This is a genomic window from Paenibacillus sp. WLX1005, assembly GCF_046603685.1.
GTDB lineage: Bacteria > Bacillota > Bacilli > Paenibacillales > Paenibacillaceae > Saccharibacillus.
In genome coordinates this window covers 708,467-722,581 of record NZ_CP176756.1, presented here as the reverse complement: position 1 = coordinate 722,581, position 14,115 = coordinate 708,467, and the positions used below count along the sequence as shown (strand labels likewise).

Here is a 14,115-nt window from a genome sequence, read left to right as displayed (position 1 = left end):
AGAATTAAGATAGGTACGTATGGAACCCCTCCACCATCATCACCAAATGTGCAATAACTCTACTTACTAAGGAAGCGATGCCTAAAAGTAAAATAAAACAAACCGCAACCAATAATATAACTAAAATACAACCAAAATCAATCAAACTCCAGTAAAAACTTCGATAAAACAATATACGAAAAAACAAAAAAAGACGTCATCCCGTGGGACAACGTCTTTCTTCTCTGTCTTGCTGGTTCGCTTGGCAACGTCCTACTCTCCCAGGACCCTGCGGTCCAAGTACCATCGGCGCTGGAGGGCTTAACGGTCGTGTTCGGGATGGGTACGTGTGGAACCCCTCCGCCATCATCACCAAACGTGCAGATGTGTTGATCACCTGAAAACTGAATCCGAAACGATCCATCGCGTGTCTAGAATCTTGGATAAGCCCTCGACCGATTAGTATTGGTCAGCTCCATGCATTGCTGCACTTCCACCCCCAACCTATCAACCTCGTCGTCTTCAAGGGGTCTTACTACTTGGGAAATCTCATCTTGAGGGGGGCTTCACGCTTAGATGCTTTCAGCGCTTATCCCGTCCGCACGTAGCTACCCAGCGATGCTCCTGGCGGAACAACTGGTACACCAGCGGTGCGTCCATCCCGGTCCTCTCGTACTAAGGACAGCTCCTCTCAAATTTCCTACGCCCACGACAGATAGGGACCGAACTGTCTCACGACGTTCTGAACCCAGCTCGCGTACCGCTTTAATGGGCGAACAGCCCAACCCTTGGGACCTACTTCAGCCCCAGGATGCGATGAGCCGACATCGAGGTGCCAAACCTCCCCGTCGATGTGGACTCTTGGGGGAGATAAGCCTGTTATCCCCAGGGTAGCTTTTATCCGTTGAGCGATGGCCCTTCCATGCGGTACCACCGGATCACTAAGCCCGACTTTCGTCCCTGCTCGACTTGTAGGTCTCGCAGTCAAGCTCCCTTTTGCCTTTGCACTCTTCGAATGATTTCCAACCATTCTGAGGGAACCTTAGGGCGCCTCCGTTACATTTTAGGAGGCGACCGCCCCAGTCAAACTGCCCACCTGACACGGTCCCCGTACCGGATCACGGTACTAGGTTAGAACTCAGATGCGATCAGGGTGGTATCCCAACGGCGCCTCCAAGGAAGCTTGCGCTCCCTCTTCTAAGGCTCCCACCTATCCTGTACAAATCGCACCCCAGTTCAATATCAAGCTGCAGTAAAGCTCCATGGGGTCTTTCCGTCTTGTCGCGGGTAACCTGCATCTTCACAGGTATTAAAATTTCACCGGATCTCTCGTTGAGACAGCGCCCAAATCGTTACGCCATTCGTGCGGGTCAGAATTTACCTGACAAGGAATTTCGCGCTACCTTAGGACCGTTATAGTTACGGCCGCCGTTTACTGGGGCTTCGGTTCATAGCTTCGCCCGAAGACTAACCACTCCCCTTAACCTTCCAGCACCGGGCAGGCGTCAGCCCGTATACTTCGCCTTGCGGCTTCGCACAGACCTGTGTTTTTGCTAAACAGTCGCTTGGGCCTTTTCACTGCGGCCCCCCCCCTCGTGCTATTCACACTACCGGGGCACCCCTTCTCCCGAAGTTACGGGGTCATTTTGCCGAGTTCCTTAACGAGAGTTCTTCCGCGCGCCTTAGAATTCTCTTCTCACCTACCTGTGTCGGTTTGCGGTACGGGCACCTGCTTCCTGGCTAGAGGCTTTTCTTGGCAGTGTGAGATCATGACCTTCGCTACTGTAAGTTTCGCTCCCCATCACAGCTTGACCTTAGAGTGTGCGGATTTACCTACACACCAGTCTCACTGCTTAGACAGGCATCCATCAGCCTGCGTCACTACCCTCCTGCGTCACCCGTTGCTCATAGCGGCTTTCGGTGGTACAGGAATTTCAACCTGTTGTCCGTCGACTACGCCTTTCGGCCTCGCCTTAGGTCCCGACTTACCCTGAGAGGACGAGCCTTCCTCAGGAACCCTTAGGTTTTCGGCGGATCAGATTCTCACTGATCTTTTCGTTACTCATACCGGCATTCTCACTTGAATGATGTCCAGCGCTCCTTGCGGTACACCTTCAATCCTCATTCAACGCTCCCCTACCCCTGATACAGATGTATCAAGCCATAGCTTCGGTGGTGTGTTTAGCCCCGTTACATTTTCGGCGCAGAGTCACTCGACCAGTGAGCTATTACGCACTCTTTCAATGGTGGCTGCTTCTAAGCCAACATCCTGGTTGTCTGGGCAACTCCACATCCTTTCCCACTTAACACACACTTCGGGACCTTAGCTGATGGTCTGGGCTGTTTCCCTTTCGACAATGGACCTTAGCACCCACTGTCTGACTCCCGGAATAAAGTCTGCGGCATTCGGAGTTTGACTGAACTTGGTAACCCTTGCGGGCCCCGCATCCAATCAGTGCTCTACCTCCGCGACTCATCTTCCGAGGCTAGCCCTAAAGCTATTTCGGGGAGAACCAGCTATCTCCGGGTTCGATTGGAATTTCTCCGCTACCCCCACCTCATCCCCGCACTTTTCAACGTGCGTGGGTTCGGACCTCCAGTACGTGTTACCGTACCTTCATCCTGGACAGGGGTAGATCACCCGGTTTCGGGTCTACGTCCACGTACTACAGTCGCCCTATTCAGACTCGCTTTCGCTGCGGCTCCGGCTTCTCACCTTAACCTTGCACGGGAACGTAACTCGCCGGTTCATTCTACAAAAGGCACGCCATCACCCATAGATCGGGCTCTGACTTCTTGTAAGCACACGGTTTCAGGTTCTATTTCACTCCCCTTCCGGGGTCCTTTTCACCTTTCCCTCACGGTACTGCTTCACTATCGGTCGCTAGGGAGTATTTAGCCTTACCAGATGGTCCTGGCAGATTCATACGGGGTTTCACGTGCCCCGCACTACTCGGGATCCGTCTCGGAGGGAACACACTTTCAACTACAGGGCTTTCACCTTCTACGGCGGGCCGTTCCAGACCTCTTCATCTACCATATTCCTTTGTCACTCCAAAGAGACGTCCCACAACCCCAAGAAGCAAGCTTCTTGGTTTAGGCTGTTCCGCGTTCGCTCGCCGCTACTGACGGAATCACTCTTGTTTTCTCTTCCTGAGGGTACTTAGATGTTTCAGTTCCCCTCGTCTGCCTCTACACATCCTATGTATTCAGATGTGAGTCACTGGAGATGAATCCAGTGAGGTTTCCCCATTCGGACATCCCCGGATCAAAGCTTGCTTACAGCTCCCCGAGGCCTTATCGTTGTTCGCCACGTCCTTCGTCGGCTCCTAGCGCCTAGGCATCCACCGTGTGCTCTTACTAGCTTAACCTAGTTGGTGGTCTTCTTATCAAAAGAAGAACCTATCTTACTCTTCGTTACCGATCCTGTTTACACAGTGTTCAGTAAGAACAGTCTTCTAAAACGCGATGTTTCGTTTCGGTATCCAGTTTTCAAGGATCAACTTGAAAGAGTGGTTGCTCTTTCAAAACTGACAACGAGTGAGTGTCGATCCACATGGGATCCGCGTCGATTACTCAACGACTTATATTTGAATGTCTTCGTTGCAGAAGACGATTCTCCATAGAAAGGAGGTGATCCAGCCGCACCTTCCGATACGGCTACCTTGTTACGACTTCACCCCAATCATCTACCCCACCTTCGGCGGCTGGCTCCTTGCGGTTACCCCACCGACTTCGGGTGTTGCAAACTCTCGTGGTGTGACGGGCGGTGTGTACAAGACCCGGGAACGTATTCACCGCGGCATGCTGATCCGCGATTACTAGCAATTCCGACTTCATGCAGGCGAGTTGCAGCCTGCAATCCGAACTGAGACCGGCTTTTTAGGATTCGCTCCACCTCGCGGCTTCGCCTCCCGTTGTACCGGCCATTGTAGTACGTGTGTAGCCCAGGTCATAAGGGGCATGATGATTTGACGTCATCCCCACCTTCCTCCGGTTTGTCACCGGCAGTCTGCTTAGAGTGCCCACCATCATGTGCTGGCAACTAAGCATAAGGGTTGCGCTCGTTGCGGGACTTAACCCAACATCTCACGACACGAGCTGACGACAACCATGCACCACCTGTCTGGAATGTTCCGAAGAAAAGGTACATCTCTGTACCGGTCATTCTGATGTCAAGACCTGGTAAGGTTCTTCGCGTTGCTTCGAATTAAACCACATACTCCACTGCTTGTGCGGGTCCCCGTCAATTCCTTTGAGTTTCAGTCTTGCGACCGTACTCCCCAGGCGGAATGCTTAATGTGTTAACTTCGGCACCAAGGGTATCGAAACCCCTAACACCTAGCATTCATCGTTTACGGCGTGGACTACCAGGGTATCTAATCCTGTTTGCTCCCCACGCGCTTTCGCGCCTCAGCGTCAGTTACAGCCCAGAGAGTCGCCTTCGCCACTGGTGTTCCTCCACATCTCTACGCATTTCACCGCTACACGTGGAATTCCACTCTCCTCTTCTGCACTCAAGTCACCCAGTTTCCGATGCGACCCGAAGTTGAGCTTCGGGATTAAACACCAGACTTACATGACCGCCTGCGCGCGCTTTACGCCCAATAATTCCGGACAACGCTTGCCCCCTACGTATTACCGCGGCTGCTGGCACGTAGTTAGCCGGGGCTTTCTTCTCAGGTACCGTCACTTCTCTAGTAGTTACTCTAGAAAACGTTCTTCCCTGGCAACAGAGCTTTACGATCCGAAAACCTTCATCACTCACGCGGCGTTGCTCCGTCAGGCTTTCGCCCATTGCGGAAGATTCCCTACTGCTGCCTCCCGTAGGAGTCTGGGCCGTGTCTCAGTCCCAGTGTGGCCGATCACCCTCTCAGGTCGGCTACGCACGCATGTCGCCTTGGTGAGCCGTTACCCCACCAACTAGCTAATGCGCCGCAGGCCCATCCTTCAGTGACAGATTGCTCCGTCTTTCGTTCGTCGTCCATGCGGACATCGAAAGTATCCGGTATTAGCTACCGTTTCCGGTAGTTATCCCAGGCTAAAGGGCAGGTTGCCTACGTGTTACTCACCCGTCCGCCGCTAAATCAAAGAAGAAGCAAGCTTCTCATCAATTCCGCTCGACTTGCATGTATTAGGCACGCCGCCAGCGTTCGTCCTGAGCCAGGATCAAACTCTCCATAAAAGTGTTTGACTTGCTCATGTCTTGCTGGCGAGAACATTGCTGTTCTCTATTGTTTGAAGAACGAAAGTTCTCCACTCACTCGTTGTTCAGTTTTCAAAGATCAAACTCTTTCGTGTGCTACATTGTCTCTCACAGCAACTCTTATATCTTACCACCTTGCTAGCTTACTGTCAACAACTTTTTTTGAAGTTGTTTTTCAGTCCGTTTGATGGGAGCTGAGTGACATAGAAGCTCATATTCAGGTGATAACCAGTCATTTATTGACCGGAATTAGATCTTACCATGAATACATTCTAAAAAGCAACCCTTTTATCAAAGTAACATCTATATACAATTTGATGAGTATTATAACTTCATGCATCTATTACTTTCGATACATTATTTTGCATAGATGAAGTATTAATTTCTAATAGATAGAGTACTATAGGATACGGAAACCAAGCACTAAGAAATGCGGGTAAAACAGTAATTTTCCTTTATTATTGATGTGAGTATCCCTTCTGGTACGCTTATGATCTCTATATTCACATTTGTTAAATTATTATGAGTAATGTAGATAGTATTCAAATATCGGCTTTTACAGTGGTTATGTCTTGTATCATGCTTGTTGTTTTGTATTCCTTTTGTTTTATCTTTATTTTATTTCCGCATCCTAATAATGTTATATGATGATCAATTATACTTATTCAAACCTTTGTAAAGTATAAAAGAGCAGAAAAGCGAAACATAGTTCGCTCTTCTGCTCTTTTGTTTTCGTTGGATTATCTTTTATCTATTATATAAGTCTCGTACATTTGTATAGGGATCGAACATGTTCGTAGATTAGAGGAATAAGTACGGCGCAAGTGTATAGTCATCTGAATATGGTTGAATAGTTTATAGTCATACCTGATCGTTTGATTTGATAATTGTAATGTTGTGTTTTGTCGTTTGGTTTATTTGTGTTTATCATATGCTTTTGATTTTAAATAGGTATGCTTCTATGATGTCATTCTATTGAAGATTCCTATTTTGGAGCAATTCTGTTGCCTGTTTTATTTTCAAGCTATTGGCTATGGGGCCACTGCTCATCCAAGTTAGGAAATCCACTTCATGTACATGGTTCTTTTGAACAGCCGGGATATTTTGCCATAGTGGATTAGTGTATAGCTGTTCTGCTTGTTCTTCTGCCTGATTGCCAACGACGATGAATATGTGGTCAGCGGTCAATTCGGGGATCGTTTCCATTGTGATTTGTTTGTTGTAATCCTCCCATGCTAATTCGCGCACAAGCGGATCTGGCTGCAATTGCAGATCGCCGTATAAGACTGGACCAGTAAAGCCTTTACTAGGACCTCCATATAGAAGCATTCCTTTTTGTTCGATTCGCAGCAGAGCGACAGTTTCGTTGCCGATGGCTTGTTGTAATGTACGAGCTGAATCGGCTGCTTGTTGATCATACTGTTTGATCACTTCGGTTGCTTGGTCGGACATTTGCAGCAGATCGCCGATCGTTGTTAAGCTTTCGCGCCAATTCTCGTTGGCATCATCAAATACATACGTAGGTGCAATTGCTGAAAATTGTTCATATCCGCCTTTGACAGCGAGACTATCGTTAAACAAAATGATTAAGTCCGGATCAGCAGACAATACGGCTTCAAAATTAACGCCGCCGCTTACATCGAGTACCGGTACATCCTGAAGATTCAAATAGCTACGCGTCTGTCCGCCCGATCCCCATTGCATAACTGGTTTTACACCAAGCGCTTGCAGCTGATCTTCTACATACAGTCCGATAACACGCTTGGGATGTTCGGGGACTTGGATCGTACCCATTTTATGAGTAAAGGTTCTTGTCTTGGAGCTGATATCTTCTCCATTGACTTCCGATGTCGTTTCTGAAGACGAGGCAGATGAATCGTTATTGGTTGGTTGTGTGGAAGAGCAACCACCAATCACAAACATGATTACGATTAACAATAGCGAACTGCGGTAACGTATGTATTTGGATATGTACAGGTTTTTCATGATTTTTCGCTCCTTGTGTATGTTTTCTATTTGTATTTCGCTTCATTCTGTTGTTGTTTGTAAATGATAATTATTATCACTCATTGTTGCGAACTATATCGGGTTAGGGGATCAGCTACAGACAGTAGGATGAGAAAAAGGCAATTCGCAGGCACAATGATGTGCTACAAATTGCCTTTTTGGGATTGTGTATGACATTGGTCAATGAAGATGCATGTGCTCCAGATTATATGCTTTGTGCATACATGTTCTGTAAAACTAAGCTGTGCAAATCGGCGACACCTAGGTGCAAAAGAATAATACGTTTACGTTATTTACACAGAATGTTCTTGATTACTCTGATCCAAGGAATACGTAACGGCAAATAACGATAATTGCCAGAACCCACATCAGCCAATGAACTTTTACTTTGTGGCCTGTGAATGTGTTGGAGAAGAAACCAAGCAGCACGTAAGCAATGATACCTGCGGAAATACCGTTCGCAATACCATTGGTGAATGGCATGAAGATGATCGTCAGGAATGCTGGGAAAGCTTGCATGAAGTCATCCCAAACGATGTTACGCACCTGGCTCATCATCAGTACACCAACGACAACCAATGCTGGAGCAGTTGCTGCGGACGGAACCATCAATGCAAGTGGAGCGATAAACAACGCGAGAATGAACAGTACGCCTGTCGTTACAGCAGTCAGACCTGTACGACCACCGGCAGCTACACCGGACGTACTTTCTACATAAGAAGTGATGGTACTTGTACCAAGTACAGCACCGGCACTAACGCCGACTGCATCGACGAGCATTGCTTTGCTGACTTTTTTCTCGCCTTCTTTGCGGTTTTTGAACAGTCCGGCACGTTCGGCTGTACCAACCAGCGTACCAAAGGTATCGAACAGTTCTACAAAGGTAAAGATGAAAACAATCTCGAACAGACCAAGCCCGATTGCGCCTTTGATGTCGAGCTGTCCAACCGCCAGGTTGTCAAACGAAGGCAACCATTGTGCATGAGACAGACTACTTACATCCGTCAATCCCATCGGGATACCGATGATGGTCAGTACAATGATACCGATCAGCAGTGCGCCGCGAATGCGCATAACCATCAGGACACCGATCAGGAACAGACCGATCAGCGACAACAATGTATCTTTGTTATGCATGAAATCGCTAAGTCCAAGCTGGAAATCGCCGCCTTTTACAGTAACAGGAGCAGCCAGCTGGGCTACATCTGTTATACCGCTTACTGTAGCGGAGACGGAAACGACGTTACCGAGCTTCAAACCAATAATAGTAACAAACAATCCGATACCGACTGTGATCGCCATTTTCAACGAGTGTGGTACAGCGACTAATAGTAACTGTCGGACTTTGGTAATAGTCAAAATGATAAAGATAATACCGGACAGGAATACCGCACCCAGTGCAGCCTGCCACGTGATCATACCGTTGGAGCTTAATACGACCGTCATGAAATAGGCATTCAACCCCATACCCGGTGCAAGTGCAACCGGAATGTTAGCTACCAGTCCCATCAGAATGGTAACCAGACCAGCACCTACAGCTGTGGCAAAAAATACGCCTTGTGCAGGGATGCCTGCACCATCAGGTCCCAGGAACAGATTATTGACGAACAGAATGTACGCCATGGTAACGAAGGTAGTCAGACCTGCGATTAGTTCTGTCTTCACATTGGTACCATGCTCCCGCAATTTAAAGAAACGCTCCATAATGAATACTTGTCCCCCTTGTGGAAAATAGATAAAGAAAACGACAAAAGACCCCGATTGTACGATTACTCATCGGGGTCTCACGGTCAGATTGGACCGCCTTCCCGGATCTGATTGTACAGCTAATGCGCGCATGGAATACACGTACCCACTTTTAATCATAGACCAGGAAAGACAAGCCATATTCTGAATTCCGTAGAGAGATCATTCCGGTGATCACGTAGAGACTCCTGTGCCCATTCACAGGATTATACGAAAGAATTGCAGCTGTCGAAAACTTTATTGCTTATCCGCATTCGTGTTGTTTTTGTCATATAAAGATGACTTACCTGTTACATTCTAGGATACGCTTTAATTGTTGTCAATCAAAAAATACGAATGTTAGATTGTAAGCGCACACTTAATGTTCGGTAATAATTTTACAAATTGCACGCTATTTGGATGCAATTCGTCAACAAGTTTGCAAAACAAGACAATATCATTCTCCCTGAACGGTCAAATAGACAAACTGACGTAATTTTATGTAAGCTATATTACTTTTTGTCTAGTGATAATATTAAAACCGCAAAGTATGATGTTAGTCAATAGAACATATTGAGTACGATAAAGGTTTGTTTCTTTTACTAAAAAGCGTATTTCGTTTTGTTCATGATTAAAAAAGTGACATAATTATTAAAAACCTACTTATCAAGTCATATTAATTAACATTTTATGAGTTTATATGACTATTTTCTTGATTTCACTGTTCTTGTGGTTGATTGTGGATGTGTGAGGATCATCAACAAATTCCAATGTATGCTGATCTGTGGCAAGATATTATGCCGATCTGGAATAACTCTTAGGATTGCAATAGCTGAATTGGGGTTGTTGCAACATTGGAACTCTGGTTATTCGATCTGCCTTATTTCATATTTCCTTAGTTGTATTTCATTTTTGGGATTTCATGGTTCTTGATGTAACGCTTCTTAATGTAGCGCTGCTTGATTTATCATTTCGTGTTCAGCATGTTGTTATTTTATGTTTGGCATATTGCTTTTCAGGAGGAGATTTAGCATGTCCAACCTGTTCACAAACGCGTTGTTCGGTATGTCATCGTTGTCCAGTTTTTCATCTAAACCTAAAGTCAGCGAATCTACAATTTGGGCTACCACACAAAAGTCGGTAGCTGGGCACTCTGCTATTACTCCTACATCCACTTTCACATCTACATCTACATCTACATCCAGTTCCACTTCTACTCCTACATCTACAATTACCTCTACAGCTATATCTACATCCATTTCTACTTCTACTTCTATCTCTGCTTCGTCTAATGTCTTTCATTCTACTGATTCTTCTCTTGCACCTACGGATCCTGTATCCTCTTCCAGTTCATCGGTTGTCGACTCTGTATCATTGCCCGCTTCGATGGTGTTGACGGATACGCCGGAAATTTCTCTCAAGGATGTAGAGATGCGTTATCGTACTGGTACTACTGAGGTGCTGGCTTTGCATCAGGTTAGTCTGGATATTGCCAAGGGCGAGTTTGTATCCTTACTTGGTCCATCTGGTTGTGGGAAAACGACGTTGCTGCGTTTGATGGCGGATTTGTTGGAGCCGACATCCGGTGAATTAACGGTTGCTGGGAACAGTGCGCGGGAAGCTCGGTTGGCGCGGAAGTACGGGATTGTATTTCAAAGCCCGGTGTTATATGACTGGCGTAAGGTGAAGCACAATGTAGCGTTACCGCTAGAAATGATGAATGTGCCGCGCAAGGAACGTGAGGAAAAGGTGATGGAACTGCTGGAGCTAGTCGGTCTGGGCAAATTTGCTGACAAGTATCCGTGGCAATTGAGCGGCGGGATGCAGCAGCGGGCGGCGATTGCACGGGCGCTGGCAATGGAGCCGGAGATTCTGCTAATGGATGAACCATTCTCTGCACTGGATGAATTCTCGCGAGAACGACTCAATGAGGAGCTGCTGTCCATTTGGAATAAGGTGCAGAATACGATTGTATTTGTTACACACAGCATTCCAGAGTCGGTGTTCCTATCAGATCGGGTATTCGTACTGTCTCCGCATCCGGGGCGATTATCGGCGGTGGTGGATATTCCGCTGCCTCGTCCACGTACGGCTGAGATGCGCAATAGCCCGGAATTCTTTGAATTGATTGCCAATATTCGCAACAGCTTTGAAGGAGTGTGAGGACAGGCATGAAAATGAATCTGCTACTGATGCGGCATCGAATGCTGCCGATACTGGTCTGGATTGCACTCATTTTGCTGTTGTGGGAAGCCGGATCGTGGGCACTGCTCCATGTTGCGCAGGTGCCGCTTGCTCAGTCCAAGCTTCCGTATGTGCATGAAGTGTTGCTGACAAGTATTCAATATAGCGGAACACTGCTGCGGGAAGGCGGAGCGACTTTTGGCAATGCGGGTATCGGCTTTGCGATCGGGGCGGTGGCGGGCGTGTTGCTGGCAATTCTGATGAGTTTGTCGCGTTGGGTAGAGCGATTGACCTTTCCGTATGCGATTGCTTCGCAGATGATTCCGATTCTCGGACTTGCTCCTATCATCTACGGCATCGTGCGAGATGAATACATATCGCGCATTATCATCTCCGGGTATATTACCTTTTTCCCGGTGGCACTGAATATGCTACGCGGACTGCGCAGTGTGAATCCGTCTTCGCTGGAGCTGATGCACTCGTATGCCGCTCGTCCATGGACGGTTTATTGGAAGCTGCGTTTGCCTGCTGCGCTACCGAGTCTGTTCAGCGGTCTAAAAATCGCTGCGCCGCTAGCAGTAACGGGAGCAATTCTGGTGGAATTGATGGGGGCACAGCATGGGATTGGCGTCATTATGCTGCGTAATCTATATTATGGTCCTTCTCACGTATATATGTTCTGGGCAACTGTCGTTGTCGGTGCATTGCTCGGCATTCTCAGCTACTGGGTGATTGGCTTGATCGAACGATTGGTCGCGCCGTGGCAGCCAGAATTTCGTTCGGCGGGAGGTGATCGGTAATGGAAAGTAGATATGACAGCGGCAATCGCTCGGCGGGTATGCATACTGTGTCTACTCCTACTGAAATGGGCAGTTCTGATGCGCAACGAACATTCTCGTTACGACGGATGTTCGTGAACAGTTCAAACGTTTGGCTACCGATCCTGGCGGGCATTGGATTTCTGGTCATGTGGCAGCTGGAAGTATTCCATTCCTTGTTTGATCTAAAAAAGTATCAGCTCCCTCTCCCCTCCGCAATTGCGGAATCCATGCAAGAAAACGCAAGCATGTTGTTATCATATACCGGCTATACGCTAACAGAGGCGGTACTTGGAATGATATGCGGTTCAGCGCTTGGTTTTGTCATTGCACTGCTGGCGACAGCTTGGCCGCGCTGGGGCGGGGCAAGTCTCATTATCGTAGCCGCCCTCAATGCCGTACCGATTGTGGCGCTCGCTCCGGTGATGAATCTATGGTTTGGCGATGGCATCGGTTCGCGAGTAGCGATTGTGACGGTAACGACGATGGCAGCGATGGCAATCAATGCTTACAAAGGTATGAGCTCGGTCGATCCATTAGCACTTGATCTGATGCATTCGTATGCAGCGAGAAAACCGGCGGTATTCCGGTACTTGCGCATCCAGAACAGTCTGCCATTTGTATTCACGGCACTCAAGATCAATACGACTGCTAGTATGATCGGGGCGATTGTGGGCGAATTTTTCTTTTCTTCGCAGGGGCTTGGGTATTTGCTATCCAATTCGGTCAAGGTTGCGAAGATGCCACTCGGTTGGTCTTGCATCGTGCTAGCTGCGGTGGCGGGCGTACTCTTTTATCTGATTGTGGAGCGATTGGAGAAGGTATTTATCCGCTGGCATTCCTCGCAACGAATAGGATGATACATGAAACATAAAACGGTGGATGGATTGCCACATATTCTTGGATATTTTTAGATATCTCTAGGTCGTCCTAGGTCGTCTTAAATCGTCTTAGATCATCCTAGATCTTCTTAGATCATTTCAACTCAACTCTTTTCTCCTCGTCTTGATCTGGTTCCATCTTGGCAATTCTCGACCACTTCCGGTCATGAGCAGTCTATCCAACGATACAGGGGGCATGGAAATATGAAGATCATGAGCTGGAAAAAGCGTACAGGTATGATGGGTGTAGTTGTGTTGTGTATGGCATTGATATTGGCGGGCTGTGGAGGCTCTAATGAAAGCTCCAGTGCTGCCGGATCAGAGAGCGCTGGCAGTTCGTCAGAGCCAGTGACCGTCAAGCTGCAACTGAAATGGGTGCCGCAGGCGCAGTTTGCTGGATATTATGTGGCGCTGGACAAGGGCTATTACAAGGATGAAGGGTTAAACGTCGAAATTCTGCCAGGCGGGCCGGATATCGTACCGGAACAGCAAGTTGCTGGTGGGTCTGCTGATATCGGCGTCGATTGGGTTGCAAGTCTGTTAACTAGTCAGGAGCAGGAGATGCCGCTCGTGCAAATTGCCCAAATTTTTCAAAAAAGCGGTCTGGTGCTGATCTCCAAAAAGTCTGCTAATATCAACTCCCCTGCTGATCTGAAAGGTAAAAAAGTTGGCAACTGGATGGGCGGCAATGAATTTGAATTGCTGGCGCTGTTCGATAAGTACAAGCTCGATCCTAACAAAGACCTGAGCTTTACAAAACAGGGCTTTACGATGGATCAATTTCTGAATGGTGAGCTGGATGCAGCTTCAGCAATGACGTACAACGAATATCAAGTCGCACTGGAGTCAGGCGTCAAAGCGGATGATATGAATGTGATCGATATGAACAAAGAAGGCGTCGCCATGCTAGAAGACAATCTATTCGCTAATAGCGAATGGTTACAGGACAACAAGGAGACTGCCGCCAAATTTGTACGTGCATCACTGAAAGGCTGGCAGGATGCTATCAAAGATCCTGAAGGCGCCGTGGATATTGTGATGAAGCAAGCAGAATCCGGCAGTACGACAAAAGAACATCAGCTCAAAATGATGGAGGAAGTGTCCAAGCTGATCGTGCCAGAAGGCTTTGACGCATCGAAAATGGGTTATACCGATGATGCTATGTTCAAGCAAACTGCCGATATCGCTCTCCAATTCGGTGTCATCAAAAAGGCAGCTGATACACAAACCGCGTATACAAACGAAATTATGGATATGGCAACTCAATCCAAATGATGCCAATGATCCAAATTCCAATAATCCAGGAGGATACCCA

7 protein-coding genes, 3 rRNA genes and 1 riboswitch are annotated in these 14,115 nt (G+C 47.5%); of the genes, 4 read left to right on the top strand and 6 right to left on the bottom strand.

Annotation, left to right across the window (positions count from 1 at the left end):
* Nucleotides 1–239 precede the first annotated feature (239 nt).
* The 6 genes from rrf to ACE3MZ_RS02995 form a co-directional block, all read right to left on the bottom strand.
* Nucleotides 240–356: ribosomal RNA gene (rrf, locus tag ACE3MZ_RS03020) — 5S ribosomal RNA — on the bottom strand.
* 62 nt (nt 357–418) lie between these two features.
* Nucleotides 419–3,350, bottom strand: a 23S ribosomal RNA gene (locus ACE3MZ_RS03015).
* Nucleotides 3,351–3,605: 255 nt separating this feature from the next.
* Nucleotides 3,606–5,164: ribosomal RNA gene (locus ACE3MZ_RS03010) — 16S ribosomal RNA — on the bottom strand.
* Together the 16S, 23S and 5S rRNA genes form the textbook arrangement of a ribosomal RNA operon.
* A gap of 993 nt (nt 5,165–6,157) precedes the next feature.
* On the bottom strand, nt 6,158–7,171 hold the full coding sequence (locus ACE3MZ_RS03005) for an ABC transporter substrate-binding protein (RefSeq protein ID WP_411345073.1): 1,014 nt from the start codon (nt 7,169–7,171) through the stop codon (nt 6,158–6,160).
* Nucleotides 7,172–7,504: 333 nt separating this feature from the next.
* Entirely contained in the window at nt 7,505–8,896 is a 1,392-nt protein-coding gene (locus ACE3MZ_RS03000; RefSeq protein WP_411345072.1) for an NCS2 family permease, read from the bottom strand.
* A 176-nt stretch (nt 8,897–9,072) separates the two neighbouring features.
* Nucleotides 9,073–9,172: riboswitch (purine riboswitch) on the bottom strand.
* A 734-nt stretch (nt 9,173–9,906) separates the two neighbouring features.
* A complete protein-coding gene (locus tag ACE3MZ_RS02995) occupies nt 9,907–10,176 on the bottom strand; it encodes a hypothetical protein (RefSeq protein WP_411345071.1) in 270 nt (89 codons plus the stop codon).
* A gap of 172 nt (nt 10,177–10,348) precedes the next feature.
* On the opposite strand from ACE3MZ_RS02995, the gene ACE3MZ_RS02990 reads away from it, so the two are divergent.
* The 4 genes from ACE3MZ_RS02990 (at nt 10,349) to ACE3MZ_RS02975 (ending at nt 14,075) form a co-directional block, all read left to right on the top strand.
* Nucleotides 10,349–11,080, top strand: a complete 732-nt coding sequence (locus ACE3MZ_RS02990; RefSeq protein ID WP_411345070.1) for an ABC transporter ATP-binding protein — start codon at nt 10,349–10,351, stop codon at nt 11,078–11,080.
* An 8-nt stretch (nt 11,081–11,088) separates the two neighbouring features.
* Entirely contained in the window at nt 11,089–11,901 is an 813-nt protein-coding gene (locus ACE3MZ_RS02985; RefSeq protein WP_411345069.1) for an ABC transporter permease, read from the top strand.
* Nucleotides 11,901–12,779 carry an ABC transporter permease gene (locus ACE3MZ_RS02980; RefSeq protein WP_411345068.1) on the top strand — a complete coding sequence of 293 codons (879 nt, stop codon included), beginning with the start codon at nt 11,901–11,903 and terminating at the stop codon, nt 12,777–12,779. Before ACE3MZ_RS02985 ends, ACE3MZ_RS02980 begins: the two co-directional genes overlap by 1 nt.
* Before the next feature lie 225 nt (nt 12,780–13,004).
* A complete protein-coding gene (locus ACE3MZ_RS02975) occupies nt 13,005–14,075 on the top strand; it encodes an ABC transporter substrate-binding protein (protein ID WP_411345067.1) in 1,071 nt (356 codons plus the stop codon).
* Nucleotides 14,076–14,115 lie beyond the last annotated feature (40 nt).